The organism is Neptunicoccus sediminis (assembly GCF_001719615.1).
GTDB classification, from domain to species: Bacteria; Pseudomonadota; Alphaproteobacteria; order Rhodobacterales; family Rhodobacteraceae; genus Amylibacter; species Amylibacter sediminis.
Genome location: NZ_MDVX01000010.1, coordinates 1 through 17,002, shown reverse-complemented (window position 1 = coordinate 17,002; position 17,002 = coordinate 1). Strand labels below are relative to the sequence as shown.

Here is a 17,002-nt window from a genome sequence, read left to right as displayed (position 1 = left end):
TTGCGCCCACTTGGTTCATCGCGGATGGGGCAGGCAATCCGACTGACAGCGAAGGCTTTACCTTGATGCCGGGTCTTGTGGGGACAAAATCGGTAGGAGAGATCACCCTTACCTCGGCCGATCCGGCCGATGCGCCGCAGATCAATGTGAACGCACTGGCCGAGCCGCAGGATCTCGAAGTTCTGGTAGAAGGCGTTAAAATCGCACGCAAGATCATGGCGGCGAAAGCCCTTGACCCGTTCCGCGGAGAAGAACGCTACCCCGGACCGGACGTGCAGAGCGACGATGAAATCCGCAGCTACCTCAAGGCGCATATCCAGACGATCTATCATCCTGTGGGCACCTGCAAAATGGGCTCTGACGACATGGCGGTTGTGGGGGCCGATCTGCGGGTCCACGGCATAGACGGGCTGCGGGTGGCGGATGCCTCTATCATGCCGAGCATCATCAACGGCAACACCAACGCCGCCGCGATCATGATTGGCGAAAAGTGTTCGGACCTGATCCGCGCCTGAGCCGGAGTTCCCTGTCCTGATCGGCCCTTCGGGGTCAGGGGAAAGGGCGCAAAGCCAAGGCTGCACGCGCTCTTTCCCCGTTTTCTCCTGAAAGGAGACCTATGAAACACCAAAGCGAATTTACCCCCGATCTGCAATCCAGCTATGATGCAGACCTCAAAGCGCTTAACGGGGCAAAAGACCGTTGGGCCGCTACCTCTACCGCGAAACGGATTGAAATCCTGACAGCGATCAAGGATTGCCTGATGGCGGTCACGGATGATTGGGCCAAGGCCGCGGCCAGCGCAAAAGGCATTCCCGACGGCTCGCCCCTTTTGGGCGAGGAATATATCTCTGGTCCCTATGCGGTAATGTCCTGTTGCAACGGGCTGATTGATACGCTGTCCAAGATGGACGGGAAGACCTTTCTCGACGGTCTGAAAAAACGCAGACTTCCGACGGGACAAACGGCTGTACGGGTGGTGCCCCATTCGATCTGGGATCGCTTGCTGATTTCAGGGGTAAAGGCGGATGTCTGGATGAAGTCCGGCGTAAATGCCTCTAATCTGAGCCAGCATACCGCCACGGCTTATGACCAACCCGCGAATACGCGCAAAGGCAAGGTGGCGCTGGTGCTCGGGGCGGGGAATATCGCCGCGATTACGCCGCTTGATGCCTTTCAGAAACTGTTTCTGGAAAATCAGGTGGTGTTTCTGAAGATGAATCCGGTGAACGACTACCTGACCGAACCGCTTCGCGCGGCCTTGCAGCCTCTGATCGAAATGGACGCGCTGCGTATCCATCCCGGTGACGGACCGGCGGGCGCCTATTTGACCGATCATCCGCTGGTTGAGGAAATCCACATCACCGGCGCGCGGGCGACCCATGACCTGATCGTCTGGGGCAGGGGCGCGGAGGGCGCAAGGAACAAAGCGGCCAATACCCCAAAGAACACCCGCCACATCACCTCCGAACTTGGCGCGGTCTGTCCGACCATCGTGGTGCCCGGCCCGTGGACTGCGGCGGATCTGCAGTTTCAGGCGGAAAATATTGCCACGATGAAACTGCACAACTCCGGCTTTAACTGCGTTGCAGTGCAAAGCCTGATCCTGCCGAAAGGCTGGGACAAGGCCGAGACGCTGATGGAAAACCTTGCCAGCGTCATGGCCAAACACACCCGCCGCGCCGCGTATTATCCCGGCGCACAGGGGCGTCAGGACGAATTTCTGCGCCACGCAAAAGACCCGCAAAAGGTGGATCGCGGCACAGAAGTTCCGCCGCTTTACATTGCGGATATGGCGGCGGGCGATACTGAGTGGCTGTCCCAAACAGAGGTGTTCACACCGGCCCTTGGCGTGATGCGGATAGAGGCGTCGGATGCAGAGACTTATCTGCGGGACGCGATCACTTGGGCAAATGACACGCTTTACGGAACGCTTGGGGGGAATATCATCATTCACCCCGCAACGATCCGGGCGATGGGGCGCGACCGCTTTGAGGAGATCCTCGCAGAGTTCCGGTATGGCACGATTGCGGTGAATGCCTGGACCGGATTGGCCTTTCTACTGACCGCCTGTCCCTGGGGCGGTTTTGCGGGGGCTACATTGCAGGATGTGCAATCGGGCATCGGGACGGTTCACAACACTTTCATGCTGGAAGATGTGGAACGCACCGTTGTCGAGGCACCCTTCCGCCCCTTCCCGCGTAACCTGTTGTCGGGCGGTATGACACTGTTGCCCCGCCCGCCGTGGTTCGTGTCCAACCGGCGCCAGCACCATATCGGTCGTTTGCTGACACAATTCCAGCACCGGCCAAGCTGGTTCAAACTTCCGCGTATTTTCTTTCATGCGCTGTTGGGTTAAGTCCTCAGGGCAAATAAAGAGCGCCCTATGAATGATATGACCAAACCGACCAAGCTTGCGGACCGCAAGGCCAATAAGGTCCGCAAGCGTGAAAGCCGAAAACGCGAGATCGCACAGAGCGCGATTGATGCGCTGAAGCTGTATGGCTATGCGCGCACAACCCTGCGCGATATTGCAGCGCAGTCGGATATGTCTATGGGCAGTCTGCACTACTATTTCGAGGATAAGGACGAGCTGCTGATCTATTGCGTCCAGCAATATAAAAGCACCTTTGTTGAAACGGTCACGGCAGCGGCGCAAGGGATGGCCTCGCCGCGTGATGTGAAAACCGCATTCTGCAAGGCCTTGGCCGAAACCATCGCGAAAGAGGCAGAATTGCACCGGCTCTGGTATGACATCCGCAATCAGGCGATGTTTGACAAAACTTTTGTTCCGGTGGTCAGCACGATCGAGAAGCAACTGATCGAGATGATGACACCGCTTGCGGCGAACCGCGCCCAAAAAGAGCTGCTGTACCTGCGGTTAGACGGGGCGTTCCGCTATCTGCTTCAACTGCAACTGACCGACACGCCCCGCAGCCTGTCAGAGATGACCTCTCTGCTGGAGGCGATTGTCGAATAACACGCGGACCTTATTCGCCCAGAAATGCGGGAATTGTGACAGGGCAGGGCGGTTGCCGGATGCCGGATGATTGAAAGGGTTACTCGTGGATATTCGACAGCTTCGCTATTTCATCGCCATTGCCGAAACCGGATCCCTGTCCGCAGCAGCGCAACGGTTGCATATTGCCCAGCCCTCGCTCTCGCAGCATCTGGTGAATATGGAAGAGGAATTGCAGGTTCAACTGGTGGTGCGCTCGCCGCGGGGATCGACCCTGACCGCCGAGGGGGAATTGCTGCTCCACCACGCCAGAGAAATCTGCGAGGCCATGTCGCGCTGCATAGACGCCCTGCGTGACACTGGCAGGCACATTACCGGAAAAGTCCACTTTGGCATGCCGCCCTCGGTGTCGATGGTAATGTCCGTGCCCCTATCCGAAACCGTTCGACTGGAGCAGCCACAGCTCCGCTTGCGGGTCAGCGAAGCGATGAGCGGCTTTATCAAGTCGTGGATTGAGGATGAAACTGTCGAGATCGGATTTCTCTATGACCTCAAAGGGATTTCCCATTTCCAGGCCACGCATGTTCTGAACGAACAGCTCTATTTCTTTGCCGCACCCGATGCCTGGCCGCTCGACACACCGCCCGGTACGCCCGTATCTCTCAAATCGCTGGAGCGTCTTGACCTGATCCTTCCGGGCGAACCGCACGGATTGCGCCGGATCATTGAAAACGCCGCTGCACAAAGCGGCGTCAGTCTGAACGTGGTGACGGAACTAGACGCAATGACCCAGATCAAAGAGCTTGTCGCACGGGGGTCGGGGTTTTCAATCTTTGCGCCTGCGGCCTGCCATGACTACGTGCAAGAGGGCAAGTTGCTCAAATCACCAATTGTCGATCCGACGATCTCGCGGCCCGTCTATCTGGTGAAAAACCCGCTACGCCCCCAAACCCGCGCCAGCGCTGCGATTGAACAGATGACGCTGAAAGTCGCCGCCGAAATGGTCGGGCGCGGGATTTGGGAAGGCGAACTGGTCTGGACGCCGGAATAGCAAAATCCGTCAGAATGAACGGGGCAGGCCCAGCACATGTTCCGCCACATAGCTCAGGATCAGGTTGGTGGAAATCGGTGCCACCTGATAAAGCCGTGTTTCGCGGAATTTACGTTCAATATCGTATTCCTCGGCAAATCCGAAACCGCCGTGGGTCTGAAGACAGGCGTTCGCAGCCTCCCATGACGCATCAGCCGACAGCAGTTTGGCCATATTCGCCTGTGCGCCGCAATCCTGTTGCGCATCAAAACGGCGACAGGCTTCAAACCGCATCAGATTGGCGGCCTCGACATTCACATAGGCCCGCGCCAGCGGGAAGGACACACCCTGATTTTGTCCGATAGGGCGATCAAAGACCACCCGCTCGTTGGCATAGTCTGCGGCACGTTCCAAAAACCAGTAGCCGTCCCCGATACATTCGGCAGCAATCAGGGTTCTCTCCGCATTCAGACCGTCAAGGATGTAGCGAAAACCCATGCCTTCCTCTCCGATCAGGTTTTCGGCGGGAATTTCCAGATTGTCGAAAAACACCTCATGGGTTTCATGGCCGACCATGTTGCGGATCGGCTGGATGTCCATACCCTGACCGAGCGCGTCCGAAAGCTCGACGATGAAAATACTCATGCCGTGGGATTTCTTCTTTACCTCTGCCAGAGGCGTCGTGCGCGCCAGAAGGATCATCAGGTCGGAGTGTTCCAGCCGGCTGATCCAGACCTTCTGACCGTTAATCACATAGCGGTCCCCCTTGCGGTGCGCTGTGGTTTTGATCTTGGTTGTGTCTGTGCCGGTCGTCGGCTCTGTCACCGCCATAGATTGCAGCCGCAGCTTGCCAGAGGCGATGTCTGGCAGATAGCGGGCTTTTTGGGCGTCCGATCCGTGGCGCAATAGTGTCCCCATATTATACATCTGCCCGTGGCAATGACCCGCATTTCCGCCGCCGCGGTTGATTTCCTCCATGATGACAGAGGCTTCGGTCAGGCCCAGCCCCGCCCCGCCATAGCTTTCGGGGATCATCGCGGCGAGCCAGCCGTCACGGGTCAGCGCTTCGATGAATTCCGTCGGATAGGTTCCGTCTTGGGCGTGTTTGCGGTGATATTCGGGGGCGAAACCGGCACACAAAGCGCGCAGGGCGCTGCGCAGATCGTCGTGGTCGGGGGAGGCGCTGGTGGGCAGGGTCATGTCAAGGTTTCTCCGGTTTCAGACTTTGGTTTGTTGTGGTCTGCGGGGGGATGAGAATTCATCCCGCACCGCGTCAGTATGGGCGCCAAGGGCAGGCACGGCACCAAAATCACGGGACTCTCCGTTGATCCGCGTACCCGGAGCCAGCAGGCGCACCGGACCGGACGGCGTATCCGCAGTGACAAAACGGTTTTGCGGATGGACGGCCAGATCCTCCATCGTAGAGACCTGACCAAAGGCGATTGCTGCGGTGTCGAGTATTCCCGCAACTTCGGCCCTGTCGCGCAGGGCAAAGGCACCTGCCACCAGACCATCCAGCACAGGCCGGTTTTCAACCCGCAGCGCATTGGTGGCAAAGCGGGGATCGGTGGCCAACCTGTCATCGCCCAGTACGTCCGAACAGAACCTTATCCATTCCCGTTCATTCTGGATCGACAGCAGGATCTGCCCGCCGTCCGCACAGGTAAACACCCCGTAAGGCGCGATGGTGGGATGGGACAGTCCCGCCCGCGCTGGCGTTTTGCCGCCGTAGGCATATTGCAGATAAGGCACGTTCATCCAGTCGCTAAGCGCATGGAACAGGCTGATCGACAGATGCCGCCCCTCGCCGGTGTTGCCGCGGGCGATCAGCGCCTCAAGAACCGATTGATAGGCGGTCATGCCGCAGGCCACATCACAGACCGACACACCGACACGGGCAGGACCGGATTCATTTCCGGTGATCGCAGACAAACCGCTTTCCGCCTGCACCAGCAGGTCATAGGCTTTGCGATCCGCCATCGGCCCGTCTTCGCCGTAACCGCTGATCGAAACGGTAATCAGACGAGGGTTTTCTGCCCGCAGTGTCTCCGGCGCAAAGCCCAGACGCTCTATCGCGCCAGGGGCGAGGTTCTGAATAAAGATGTCAGCACGGGCGATCAGATCAGAGAGCAGCGCCTTGTCCTTGTCGTCACGCAGATCAAGACAGACGCTCTCCTTGCCGCGATTAAGCCAGACAAAATAGGCGCTTTCCCCGTGCACAAGCTGGTCATAGTTGCGGGCGAAATCCCCTTCGGGACGTTCGATCTTGATTACTCGGGCGCCGGCCTCGGCCAGACGGGCAGACACATAGGGTGCCGCCACTGCCTGTTCGACAGACACCACAAACAATCCCGATAAATCCGCCATAGCCATTCCCCGTGCCGATGTTTTGCGCTGTCATGCCAGAAACTGCGGGAAAGCCCCTCATTCAACAATGCGTGGGGGGCTATAGCCCAAGCCTATGACTGCTTCGGTCTGTTTTAGGTACAGGTGCTTAGGGCGACAACCGGAAACAGCGTCCAGATTGTCGCGACAAGCCCCGTCCAGGCGCTGGCGCGGGTGACGAACCGTAAGAAACCTGCGGGAGCGGCTTGGTTAGGACGGTGGAGATACCAGAAAATCGCGAGCTGTAGGGCTAGGGCAAGCACAAAGGCCACCAGCAAGACAATCCGCGCTGTAGATGATCCGGCGAAAGCCCCGAACGCGCTGTCGCAGGCCAAGGCATGCAGCCCGTAGACTGCACTAAAGCAGACGAGCCAGACCAGCGGCGCGATGAGAATGCGCAAAATGACGGTCATGGGATCAATCCGGGCAGATGGGCCGCCAACAGAATAAACAGACCTGTCAGGCTGGTGTAGGTGATCCACAATCTGACAATCGCAAAAGCAGCGCGGCGCGTCGCAGACGTGTATCCTTGCCGGATCTGCGCGGCCAGAAATCCCCCCATCAGGGCGGCGACCGTGGCGTGAAACACGCCGTAGCCTCCAAGCACCAGCAATGTCGCGCCGTAAGCGTGATCGGTGGGGGCAGGGGCACGCCACATCAGTGCTCCGCACGCAAGCCCAAGCGCGACAATTCCCAGCAAGGCAATAATCACGCTGGGAAACGGCGCACCGCCTTGTCGGTTCACGCGGATCGCATGACCAAGGGCGAGGGGCGCAACAAGCGCGCCGATCACGCCGGTGCCAAGCTCTGTCACCGATGGTGCGAACCATTCGGGCGGAGGCCAGCCGGGGGCAACGGTCCATAAAAATACAAAGCCGAAGAGAAGTGCCGCAAAGAAGGTGGCATTTGCCGTCAGCAGAAAGGCCGATCCCCACCAGCCCGGTGATCGCTCTACCGTGGCAGCATTTGGCAGGGATATGCCGTGACCACAGGGCTGCATCTCGGGGTCATGCCCGTGGCCCAGACGCCAGACCCACCTCCACGCAAGAAACGCAACGCCCGCCAAGGCGAGAGGCACGGTCCAGTAAAATTTCAGCAGCAACGACAGAAAAAACAGGCCGGTCACGGCAGACATCACAATCGGCAGCCGCGTGTTTGTCGGATAGATTACGTGCATCTCCGGTTTGCCACTGGCGATGTCCACGCATAAGGTCTCTCGCCAGTTGTTGCGCGGCGTCCCGAGATACCCCTCCCCCCGCGCCAGTCTGACCGCTAGATCCGGCTCTGCGTGCAACGGATCGCGGCGGGTGATATGGGGCAGACTGGCGAATGTATAGGCGGGGGCGGGTGTGATCATCGCCCATTCAAGGGACGGTGCATTCCACGGGTTTCGCCGGCCACGATGGGCAGTGAAAATATGCAGCAGCACATCAATCAGGATCAAGGCAATGCCGATGGCCAGAATAAAGCTCCCCACCGAGGAAATCAGATTGATGGCGGTCCAGCCGTCCTCTGGCGCGTAGCTGCTTATACGCCGCCGCTGACCGAGCAACCCCACCCAGTGCATCGCCAGAAAGGTGACATGAAAGCCGATAAAGACCAGCGCAAAGGCCAACTGTCCGAGATAGAAGAACCGTTTTTGTCCGGTAAAATGGGGCAGCCAGTAATAGATCCCCGCAAAGATCGGAAAGACAAAGCCGCCAAACAGAACGTAATGCAAATGGGCCGTGATGAAGGCCGTGTCATGGGCCTGCCAGTCAAAAGGCACAACAGCCACCATCACCCCTGTCAGCCCGCCAATCACAAAGGTGAAAAAGAACCCGAGTATATGCAGCATCGGCAGGTGCATTTCAGGGCGACCTTTCCACATGGTGCCGATCCACGCAAAAATCTGCAATCCGGTCGGCACCGCCACAAGGGTTGATGCGGCTGAAAAGAACGCCAGACCCATATGGGGAATGCCGGTGGTGAACATATGATGGACCCAAAGCCCGAAAGACAGAAACGCCAGCGCCACCGCCGCAGAGACGATCCAGCCATAGCCCAGCAGCGTGGTTCGGCACATCACCGGCAACACGGTTGAAATCACACCGGCTGCGGGCAGAAAGATGATATAAACCTCCGGATGACCGAACAGCCAGAACAGGTGCTGCCACAACAGGCTGTCCCCCCCCAGATCGGCCTGAAAAAACGGCAAGCCAAAGGCCCGTTCCAGTTCCAGCAGAACAGAACCAAGGATCAGGGGCGGAAACCCTGTCAGGATCATCAGCGCCGTGATCAGCGCGTACCACGCAAAGATCGGCATCTTGTCCAGAGACATGCCCGGGGCGCGGTATTTCAGCACAGAAACCGTGATCTCAACCGCGGCAGCGATCGCAGAGATTTCGACGAAGGTGATGCCGATCAACCAGAAATCCGTGTTGATCCCCGGAGAGTGGATCGCGCTGGTGAGCGGGGGATACATGAACCAGCCCCCGTCCGGTGCAATGCCAAACAGCATCGCCACAATCAGCATCGAGCCGCCAAAGGCATAGCACCAGAACCCGTAGGCTGTAAGGCGCGGAAAGGCGAGATCGCGACTGCCGAGCATCTTGGGCAACAGATAGATCGCCAGCCCCTCAAAGGTGGGGATGGCAAAGAGGAACATCATCACCGTTCCGTGCATGGTGAAAATCTGGTTATAGATTTCCGGTCCGGCAAAGGCGGAATGGGGCGTGGCCAGTTGCACGCGGATCAACATGGCCAGCAAGCCGCCGATAATGAAGAAGATAAACGCCGTAAACAGGAACATCCGGCCAAGATCGTTATGGTTTACCGTGGAAAACCATCCCTTGAACCCCTCTTCCGAGGCCCAGATCGCGGTGAGTTTTCTGTGTCTCTCAAGCGCTTTCATTCCAGTTGCCCCTGTAAAAATGCAGCCCATGCCGCTTTGTCGTGGGCAATCACGCGAAAGGCAAAGGCGTCATAGCCTGCGCCGCTGAACTCTGCGCTGACACCTTGGAAGGTGCCGGGGCGATCCGCCTCCAGCCGCAGGGTGTTGGTGTGACCGGGGATCGCGTCAAGCTTTCCGGCCAGACGGGGCACCCAGAAGCTGTGGATCACATCTGCGGTGGTTATGGCAATATCCACAGGTAGGCCCGCCGGAATATGCAGCACCCCCGTGGTTTCAAGCGCAGGTGCATCGCTATAGGTGAACCGCCACTCCCAGCGGCGGGCCTCGGCTGTGACCTGCACGACATTTGCACCGGCCCGTGGCGACAGACGTTCGCCAATGGTTAACCCGTAGAGCAGCAACGCGCCAAGCACTAAGGCTGGAAACACCAGCCCGAACCCGATGATCCACAAGCGGACCTGCTGCCCGTCACCGTCGATCGTGTCCTTGCGTCGAAAGGCCAGACCTACCAGAACCATCACCAGCCCGAATATTCCTGCCGCGCCGATCAGCATCACCCACCAGAGCGTCGCAACCGCCTGTGCGGCCGGTCCCGCCGGATCAACTGTTGAAAGCGCCCCCTTGCAGCCTGTAAGCAAAAGGAGCAACGTAGCAGGCACGAATAACCGCAGGATGGTGGCACTATGTCGAAACAGACCCGAGAGCAGGACACCGAAGACCTGAGCGACCCGATCAGCGAGATGCCGGGTTTCGACCAGACGGAATCCCGCATCGCCATTCACGGCCATCCGATCCACGCAATGAGCGTTGCCTTCCCCGTAGCCCTGACCTTCTGCGTCTTTGGCGCGGATCTGATTTATTGGTGGACCGGCGATATTTTCTGGGCGCGGGCAGCTCTTTGGGCGGCGGGAACGGGGTTCCTGTTTGGCATGCTCGCCGGTGTGTCGGGTACAGCGGAACTGCTGCTGGTGCCGGGCATCCGCGCCCGCGCGCCGGCCTGGACCCATTTCATCATTGCGGTCACTCTGCTCGCCCTGCTCGGGGCGAACTGGGGATACCGGCTTTTCGGATACGAACAGGCGGTGCTGCCCTACGGCATCCTGCTGTCGTTTCTCTGCGTGCTGGTGGTCAGTTTCACCGGCTGGCACGGCGGCAAGCTTGTGTTCGACTATCAACTTGGCACCTCAAAAGGCAACTGACCCCCGCGCGGTTCAAGCAACCAGTCGGGAAAGCCGATCCCGTCAAATACAGGTTTGGCAAGCACTAGGATCAGGATCGCAACCACGGGCACCGACACCGCCACAAGCGGCAGGACAGGGTGGGGTGGTTTGTGATGCTCGGGCAGCTCTGCAACCTTGACGACAATATGCCCGATCCAGACATGCGCTACCACAAGCAGCACCACGAACAACAGCTTCGCAAAAAACCAAGGCACAAAAACGCCGCGCAAGAAGATCAACCAGGTTCCGGCTATCACAGCAGCCACGGCGGCGGGCGTGACGACCAGCGTATAAACATTATGGGTCGCGTGACGGATCCGGCGATAATCGACGGCCAGAACGGAGGGATCATGGCGGGCCAGCATCATGGGCAATGCCAGCAAACCGCCGCACCATGTCAACAGGGCCGCGATATGCACGACCTTGAACAGGGGAATAGTTGCGAAAATCCACTCTACCACGCGACACCGCGCGTCATTTGACCCCAGTGATGCCGCGCCAGCAACGCTGCGGCCACCGCATAAGGAAGCCCCGCAGGAACCCACATAATCAACCCGCCCAGTTGCTGATCCCAAAGCGGGGTCATCCCCCAATCAACGGGCGCCAGTGCGTGGGCGGCATAAAGGGCCGATGGCGCAAATGTCAGGATAGCCCCAAGCATTCCCATCTGGGCAAACCCTGCGACGATGAATGCGATCCGATCTACAACCGCAGCCTTGCCCGAAAGCACCGCACGCCAGAACCAGACCGCACTGGCCAAAAGGCTTATCTGCATCAGCCAGTAGACCGCTACGTTCGACAGGGCGAGATCATAGGCTACGGGCAAATGCCAGCCCCACAGTATAACCGTCGACACGAGAAACGGACCTGCAATCGCCCCTTTATCGCGGCGCGGCATTGCCAAGGCCAGCAAAGGTGCAGCCGCCGCAATGAGAAGCACGTGATGCACCACCCGCGCGGAAAACAGGGCCGAGGACAGAGCACAGAGCGGCGACACGAAGGCCACAAACAGAATGGCAACCGCCCCCAATCCGGCCGGGCTGCGCCGGACCCAAAAGGTCAGCACCAGCAGAGATAATACAAGCAGCGGGTCGAAATTCCAACTGGCCCAGAGGTCCTGTGGCAGAGGCGGTGGTCCGCAATAGATCCTGTCCATGTTCACACGCTCCCCTCATGCCCGCCTTGGAACTGCGGTCTTACAAGTCCTAGCCCTCTTGCGGCCTCACTGCAACGCGGCTGCGGCACAGCTCAGAATGTAAGTCGAAAACATGCAAGGTCGAGAAAATGTTACAGTGGGTGAAACGACGCTGAACGGACCTGACCCGGCAGAACGCAAAGCCCTAGGTCATCTGTCAAATGGAGGTGGTCATCTTATGATCACGGGCAAAGTAAAGCTGCGCGTAGGTCACGCTTTTGTCCTCCAGCCAAGTCGTCCGCTCGACCGAAAACAGGGCCGTATCCACTGGAGCCTTGAGAAACCGCGCGATATTCTCCGACGCGTTGGTGGCTGAGAAAACCAGCTCTCCGGTGGTGAAAGGGATCTGCTGGATCAGCCATTCGTTCGGGCCGATCTCTTCAAAATCGTAATCTTTCGCGGCGGGAACCACGTCCAGATTGATCCAGCGGTCTTCAAACTGATACGGGTTTTTGCCGGAATAATGCATGCACTTCAGATGCAGGATCGGCGCATCCTTGGCCACGTTGATCCGCTCGCGCAGCCATGCGGGGGCGGGGATTTGCTCGCGCTCGATCAGGCTGTAGGAATAGACAGCGCCGGATTGCTCCACCTCTTCGCGTACGATGGAAATGGAAAATTGCGCCTGTCGCACCAGCGATTGTTTTACCTTGGTACCGGCCTTGCGTTTGCGTTCAAGAATGCCGTCGTCCACCAGATCGCGCATGGCGCGGTTCATGGTGGCGCGGGCGCAACCGAATTCCTTGGCCAGTTCGATTTCACCGGGAAGGTTTGTTCCCAAGGGCCATGTGTTGTTTCGGATGCGATTGAGGATTTCTGCTTTAACATCGCGGTAGCTGATACGCATCTAACGGCCTTGCCTTGTTATTATGTCTATCCTTATAGGTATTTTGCCCAAGTAAGCAAGCATGAGCTAGGGGACCAAGGCACCGCACCGGTTTGTAAGGCTCTGCCCGCCCGCATTTAAGGAAAAAAGCAGTGGCGGATATTTTGTCTGCTCATAATTCATCATTGCATGTAAATTCTGAAAAATGCTGTCAGGATAGGCTCGGGACCGCAGCGGTATTAAGGAATAGTTTGATGAACATCATTCGCAAAGAAGACCTTGTTGATAGTCCGTGGAGAAACGGCGGCGGGATCACCCGCAATATCGCAACTGGAGTGCAAGGTGACAGGATCGTCTGGCGCATCAGCCGTGCAGATGTGGATAAAGAGGGGCCGTTCTCAAACTTTGCGGGTCTGACCCGCATCCTGACCGTTGTCACCAATCAGGCGATGGATCTGCTGCATGAAGGCGGCGTATTGCACGCCCGTCCCTGGACTCCGCTGGAATTTGACGGAGGATTGGCGGTGACGTCCCGTTTGCCGGATGGTCCGCTCAGCGATCTCAACCTGATGTTCGATCCGACGCATTGCGCAGCGCGCGTGGATTTGCGCCGCGGAGCGAGCCGGATTGAAGCACCGGACGCGGGACACTTAAGGGTGTTGCACGTGCTTAGCGGCACTCCGCAATCCGGCGCGAATACCTTCGGCACAGCAGATAGTCTGTTTCTGCACCCGCGCGAAGAAACGCCGGTCGTTCTGGGTCAGGGCGATGCAGTTCTGGATATTCTCATCCGGCCTCTGGATCAAAGAGCCGACATCAGGCTTGCCATCGCAGAACGGTAATTCGCCACGATCCGGTCCCGCTGCACATGGCGGCCAGCTTTCACCGAATGTCGACCGGCGGACCACAAATCGGTGACAACGCGGTCACGTGCGGCAAAGCATAGCCCGTCCAAAAGCTGATGGGATTGCAAGGCACACAGCGCTGTGTCGCGGCTGTCGATGGCCACCAGATCGGCAAGCTCTCCAACGGCGATTTCGCCGCCGCCCCGGTGAAGCGCCTGCGCCCCGCCGCGGGCCGCGCCGCAATAAAGTGTCTCACCGATAGAGCCTTCGCCAACAACCATGACATTGCGGGCCACATCGCGAAGTCTTTGGGAATACTCCAGCGTGCGCAGCTCCTCTGTCAATGAGATCAGCACGTTAGAATCCGATCCTACACCAAACCGCCCGCCATGTTCCAGATAGGTCGGCCCGTTGAACGGACCATCCCCAAGGTTGGCCTCGGTGATCGGGCAAAGACCCGCGACCGCCTTGGATCTGGCCATATCCTGCGTTTCGGTCGGGGTCATATGGGTCGCATGAATCAGACACCAGTTTTGCGAAACATCCGCGTTCTGAAGCAGCCATTCCACGGGACGGGCACCCAGCCATTCGGAAATATCCGCGACTTCTTTTGGCTGTTCGGCAATATGGATATGGACCGGACCGACGCTGTGAACCTGTAACACGGCAGCCAGATCCGCGGGGCAGGTGGCCCGCAGGGAATGAGGCGCGATACCGACCTGACAATCATCGGGAAGGGCGCCAACCACATCACGCGCACGTTCTACCAAAGAGTTGAAACGGTCCAGAGAATTTCCAAAACGGGCCTGACCGGATTCCAGCGGCACCTGTCCCGCACCGCCGTAGCTGTACAGAACCGGAAGATGGGTCAGTCCGATGCCGGTATCGGATGCCGCCGCAGCGATCCGTCCGGACAGTTCCCCAAGGTCGTCATAGGGCGTGCCATCCGGCTGGTGGTGGAGGTAGTGGAACTCTCCCACGCTGGCGTAACCGGCCTCTTGCATCTCCATGAACACCAAGGCGGCGATGGCCTCGATCTGTTCCGGCGAGAGCTGTTTGGTGAAACGGTACATCAGATCACGCCAAGTCCAGAAGCTGTCTTTTCCGGCTTTGCGATACTCTGTCATACCCGCCATAGCCCGTTGAAAACTGTGGGAGTGGAGATTGGCGAGCGCTGGCAAAAGCACATCAACCTGCGTGTCACCATCCTGCGCGGTTTCCCCCGTGCCAAGCGATGAAATCCGCCCCTGCGAGAGCGTCAGACGCAGATTTTCCACCCATCCGGTCGAGGTCAGAGCTTGTTTTGCAAAAATCAATTGAACGACTCCCGTTTGATTATGTATGCACATATACGGTATAGGCGCACACTTAGGAAGAGTCTTCTGCGGGGGCTCCGATCAAATTTGGTCACGCTCTCTCAGGCAAGCCCGCCGCATCAGTCCTTGCGCGGCGGCAGCCATGACCGGCCCACCGGCGGGCCGCTGATTGCGTTCTTGCGCGGTTCCGGTTCGCCCAGATGCGGATTGCTGCGGTAATAGATGTAGGACAGGCAGGCGGTTGTGCCCATGGCCGGTATCAAAACCGCGAGCGCGATGACTGGATTGCTGAACAATGCAGCCAGCGATCCGACAAACAGCCCTGCGCCCATCTGGAAGAACCCCATCAAAGACGAGGCCGCACCCGCAATTTTAGGGAAGGGGGCAAGTGCAGCGGTCGACATGGCGGGCATCACAAAAGCGATGCCAAAGGTGTAAACCGCCACGGGGATCATCACGTGCAGAACCGTGGTTTCCACAAACAGCAGTGACAGGATCAGGGTGCTGCCGATCATGATCACCACCAGACCCGGCGTGACCAGACGATAGGCGCTATGGTTCTGCATCAGGCGGCGCACCACCAGTGATCCGGCAAAGAAACTGCCGGACTGGGACAGCATCCACAGCCCGAAGACCGTCGGGCTCAGCCCTAAACGCTGCATCAGAATAAAGGGCAGGATAGTTGCAAGCGCATAAATCGCGCCGATGGAACCGGCAATGGTCATGGTGGTGGTCATAAAATGCCGGTTGGTCAGCAGCGTCAGATAGGATTGACCAAGGGCCCGCAGGTTCAGCCGGCTACGATCCGGTACGATCGTTTCTTTCAAACCCCACAGCGCCAGTGTGATCACTACAAGACCGAAAACCATCATAAGCCCGAAAACAGAATGCCAGCCCGCATGGGTGACAGCCATGCCCCCGATGGCAGGGGCCATAGCGGGTGCAACCGCCAGAATAATGCCCATAAGGTTCATAATCTTGGAGGATTCATCGCCCTCAAACATGTCCCGCACCAGTGCCCGAGAAATCGCGACCCCTGCACTGGCACCGATACCCTGAATGAACCGCGCCGCGATCAATGTCTCGATGGTCGGGGCAATCAGGGCGAGCAGGCTTGCCGCCACGAACAGCAGCATAAAGCCGATAATCACCGGACGGCGCCCCAGCGCATCAGACAATGGCCCCGCGATCAGTTGCGCACAGGCAAATCCCGCAAAATAGAGCGTCAGTGTCATCTTCACCAGCGAGTTGGTTGTGCCATAGGCCGTCACCACCTCGGCCATTGCGGGGGTGTAAAGCGCCATCGCAATCGGACCCGTGGCAATGAACAACGCGCCAAGCAAGCTGACCCGGCGCATGGACATGACCGGCGATGTGCGGGCGTCTGGCCGCGTAGTGACTGTCTCTGTGATTGTCATGCTTCTGTCTTTCCCGAAATACGTCTGCTGTGGTGCGCGGTAAGATGGTTGTCCCGCGCCGTCTTGAGCAGGCGGTGAAATGTGTCCCATTCCGCAGGCGAAAGCGCACCGCGAGAAACGGCGCGAACGTCTTCCCCGATCCGGTGCAAATCCTCCAGCAACGCATGTGCGGTTTGGGTGATCTGCACCTGTTTTGCGCGACGGTCGTCCGGATCAGGCATGCGTTTGACAAAACCCGCGCGCTCCAGACTGTCGATCATTCCGGTCACGCTCATCGGGCCGATGCCCGTCAGATTGGCCAGATCGTGCTGCCGCAAAGGACCAAACCGCGCGATATTGGCCAGTGTCCGCGCTTCCCCCGGCGTCACGCCAAGCTCTGCCTCCGCAACGCGGCGTTCAAACTCGGCACGGGACAACCGTGCCACATCCAGCAGCAGGAAGGAGAAGTTGTCATTGTCGATGGGTTGTTTCACGAAGATGCCTCTAATAATGGATGTCTTACATATATTAAGCCTACCTTACTAAGCAAGGCGGATTGAGCAAGGCTCTCCGCTTCGTGATGTCAAAAAGTATTGGCACTGGCGCTAAACAGCTGCGGCAGGATGTTAATGGTTCTTCAGTGCAAAACAGGCAAAGACGGTCTACCCGCATGACCGTCCTGAAGGGCATCCAACTGCATACCGAAGTGCCTTTGCCCGTTACATGGCAAGAGAGCGCATTAGTGGCTTTTCACTGCGCCCTGTCAGATGACTTTAATTTACATAACTATTATTATGCGTATTTAGGCACCGCAAAGGGTGGATTCACAAACGAAGTGCAAATTCTGTACGAATACAGAGAGTTGCATGGAGTATGAAGAATGGGAACCCACTACTGTCACCTGAAGCTGGACGAACGACGCAAGCTTGCAAAGTGGCT

Annotated in this window: 18 protein-coding genes; 7 read left to right on the top strand and 11 right to left on the bottom strand. The window is 58.2% G+C overall.

Features of this window, described 5'->3' with window-relative positions:
* From BFV97_RS11080 to BFV97_RS11065, 4 genes are all read left to right on the top strand, one after another.
* Positions 1-515 (top strand): GMC family oxidoreductase (locus BFV97_RS11080; RefSeq protein WP_245667711.1); only part of this gene is annotated, 515 nt, incomplete at its 5' end.
* Positions 516-616: 101 nt separating this feature from the next.
* Positions 617-2,356 (top strand): aldehyde dehydrogenase family protein, encoded by a 1,740-nt coding sequence (locus tag BFV97_RS11075; protein ID WP_069300442.1) that lies wholly within the window; start codon positions 617-619, stop codon positions 2,354-2,356.
* A gap of 27 nt (positions 2,357-2,383) precedes the next feature.
* Positions 2,384-2,977, top strand: a complete 594-nt coding sequence (locus BFV97_RS11070; protein WP_069300441.1) for a TetR/AcrR family transcriptional regulator — start codon at positions 2,384-2,386, stop codon at positions 2,975-2,977.
* Between the two features lie 70 nt (positions 2,978-3,047).
* A complete protein-coding gene (locus tag BFV97_RS11065; protein WP_245667710.1) occupies positions 3,048-4,007 on the top strand; it encodes a LysR family transcriptional regulator in 960 nt (319 codons plus the stop codon).
* Between the two features lie 9 nt (positions 4,008-4,016).
* Here BFV97_RS11065 and BFV97_RS11060 read toward each other — a convergent pair whose 3' ends face one another.
* The 5 genes from BFV97_RS11060 to BFV97_RS11040 form a co-directional block, all read right to left on the bottom strand.
* On the bottom strand, positions 4,017-5,186 hold the full coding sequence (locus BFV97_RS11060; protein ID WP_069300439.1) for an acyl-CoA dehydrogenase family protein: 1,170 nt from the start codon (positions 5,184-5,186) through the stop codon (positions 4,017-4,019).
* A gap of 18 nt (positions 5,187-5,204) precedes the next feature.
* The gene (locus BFV97_RS11055; protein WP_069300438.1) at positions 5,205-6,353 is read right to left on the bottom strand and encodes a CaiB/BaiF CoA transferase family protein; all 1,149 of its coding nucleotides are present in this window, start codon (positions 6,351-6,353) and stop codon (positions 5,205-5,207) included.
* A 113-nt stretch (positions 6,354-6,466) separates the two neighbouring features.
* Positions 6,467-6,784 carry a hypothetical protein gene (locus tag BFV97_RS11050; protein WP_069300437.1) on the bottom strand — a complete coding sequence of 106 codons (318 nt, stop codon included), beginning with the start codon at positions 6,782-6,784 and terminating at the stop codon, positions 6,467-6,469.
* The gene (gene ctaD / locus BFV97_RS11045; protein WP_069300436.1) at positions 6,781-9,264 is read right to left on the bottom strand and encodes a cytochrome c oxidase subunit I; all 2,484 of its coding nucleotides are present in this window, start codon (positions 9,262-9,264) and stop codon (positions 6,781-6,783) included. Before ctaD ends, BFV97_RS11050 begins: the two co-directional genes overlap by 4 nt.
* Positions 9,261-9,902, bottom strand: coding sequence for a cytochrome c oxidase subunit II (locus BFV97_RS11040; RefSeq protein WP_069300435.1), 642 nt, complete (start codon positions 9,900-9,902; stop codon positions 9,261-9,263). The genes ctaD and BFV97_RS11040 overlap by 4 nt, the downstream gene beginning before the upstream one ends.
* A 45-nt stretch (positions 9,903-9,947) precedes the next feature.
* Here BFV97_RS11040 and BFV97_RS11035 point away from each other — a divergent pair, with 45 nt between their 5' ends.
* Positions 9,948-10,463, top strand: coding sequence for a DUF2231 domain-containing protein (locus BFV97_RS11035; protein WP_069300434.1), 516 nt, complete (start codon positions 9,948-9,950; stop codon positions 10,461-10,463).
* Here the strand turns inward: BFV97_RS11035 and BFV97_RS11030 are convergent.
* The 3 genes from BFV97_RS11030 to BFV97_RS11020 all read right to left on the bottom strand — a co-directional run bounded on the left by BFV97_RS11030 (position 10,436) and on the right by BFV97_RS11020 (position 12,526).
* Entirely contained in the window at positions 10,436-10,945 is a 510-nt protein-coding gene (locus tag BFV97_RS11030; RefSeq protein WP_069300433.1) for a CopD family protein, read from the bottom strand. The two genes, BFV97_RS11035 and BFV97_RS11030, sit on opposite strands and share 28 nt — an antisense overlap.
* A complete protein-coding gene (locus BFV97_RS11025) occupies positions 10,939-11,640 on the bottom strand; it encodes a cytochrome c oxidase assembly protein (protein ID WP_069300432.1) in 702 nt (233 codons plus the stop codon). The genes BFV97_RS11030 and BFV97_RS11025 overlap by 7 nt, the downstream gene beginning before the upstream one ends.
* Positions 11,641-11,836: 196 nt before the next feature.
* Entirely contained in the window at positions 11,837-12,526 is a 690-nt protein-coding gene (locus tag BFV97_RS11020; protein WP_069300431.1) for a histidine utilization transcriptional repressor HutC, read from the bottom strand.
* Positions 12,527-12,759: 233 nt separating this feature from the next.
* On the opposite strand from BFV97_RS11020, the gene BFV97_RS11015 reads away from it, so the two are divergent.
* Positions 12,760-13,347, top strand: coding sequence for a HutD/Ves family protein (locus BFV97_RS11015; protein ID WP_069300430.1), 588 nt, complete (start codon positions 12,760-12,762; stop codon positions 13,345-13,347).
* Here BFV97_RS11015 and BFV97_RS11010 read toward each other — a convergent pair.
* From BFV97_RS11010 to BFV97_RS11000, 3 genes are all read right to left on the bottom strand, one after another.
* A complete protein-coding gene (locus BFV97_RS11010; protein ID WP_069300429.1) occupies positions 13,308-14,699 on the bottom strand; it encodes a formimidoylglutamate deiminase in 1,392 nt (463 codons plus the stop codon). The genes BFV97_RS11015 and BFV97_RS11010 overlap by 40 nt on opposite strands.
* 86 nt (positions 14,700-14,785) lie before the next feature.
* Entirely contained in the window at positions 14,786-16,084 is a 1,299-nt protein-coding gene (locus BFV97_RS11005; protein ID WP_069300428.1) for a multidrug effflux MFS transporter, read from the bottom strand.
* Complete coding sequence (locus BFV97_RS11000; protein ID WP_069300427.1) at positions 16,081-16,557, bottom strand: MarR family winged helix-turn-helix transcriptional regulator; 477 nt, start codon at positions 16,555-16,557, stop codon at positions 16,081-16,083. Before BFV97_RS11000 ends, BFV97_RS11005 begins: the two co-directional genes overlap by 4 nt.
* A 62-nt stretch (positions 16,558-16,619) precedes the next feature.
* On the opposite strand from BFV97_RS11000, the gene BFV97_RS18770 reads away from it, so the two are divergent.
* Positions 16,620-16,940, top strand: a complete 321-nt coding sequence (locus BFV97_RS18770) for a hypothetical protein (protein WP_157888315.1) — start codon at positions 16,620-16,622, stop codon at positions 16,938-16,940.
* Positions 16,941-17,002 lie beyond the last annotated feature (62 nt).

Bases quoted from the DNA above. Each gene is read 5' to 3' on its own strand.
- BFV97_RS11020 (WP_069300431.1), bottom strand. From the start codon at position 12,526: ATGCGTATCAGCTACCGCGATGTTAAAGCAGAAATCCTCAATCGCATC.
- BFV97_RS11075 (WP_069300442.1), top strand. From the start codon at position 617: ATGAAACACCAAAGCGAATTTACCCCCGATCTGCAATCCAGCTATGAT.
- BFV97_RS11025 (WP_069300432.1), bottom strand. From the start codon at position 11,640: ATGGACAGGATCTATTGCGGACCACCGCCTCTGCCACAGGACCTCTGG.
- BFV97_RS11015 (WP_069300430.1), top strand. From the start codon at position 12,760: ATGAACATCATTCGCAAAGAAGACCTTGTTGATAGTCCGTGGAGAAAC.
- BFV97_RS11010 (WP_069300429.1), bottom strand. From the start codon at position 14,699: ATGTGCATACATAATCAAACGGGAGTCGTTCAATTGATTTTTGCAAAA.
- BFV97_RS11050 (WP_069300437.1), bottom strand. From the start codon at position 6,784: ATGACCGTCATTTTGCGCATTCTCATCGCGCCGCTGGTCTGGCTCGTC.
- BFV97_RS11060 (WP_069300439.1), bottom strand. From the start codon at position 5,186: ATGACCCTGCCCACCAGCGCCTCCCCCGACCACGACGATCTGCGCAGC.
- BFV97_RS11070 (WP_069300441.1), top strand. From the start codon at position 2,384: ATGAATGATATGACCAAACCGACCAAGCTTGCGGACCGCAAGGCCAAT.
- BFV97_RS11005 (WP_069300428.1), bottom strand. From the start codon at position 16,084: ATGACAATCACAGAGACAGTCACTACGCGGCCAGACGCCCGCACATCG.
- ctaD (WP_069300436.1), bottom strand. From the start codon at position 9,264: ATGAAAGCGCTTGAGAGACACAGAAAACTCACCGCGATCTGGGCCTCG.
- BFV97_RS11035 (WP_069300434.1), top strand. From the start codon at position 9,948: ATGTCGAAACAGACCCGAGAGCAGGACACCGAAGACCTGAGCGACCCG.
- BFV97_RS11055 (WP_069300438.1), bottom strand. From the start codon at position 6,353: ATGGCGGATTTATCGGGATTGTTTGTGGTGTCTGTCGAACAGGCAGTG.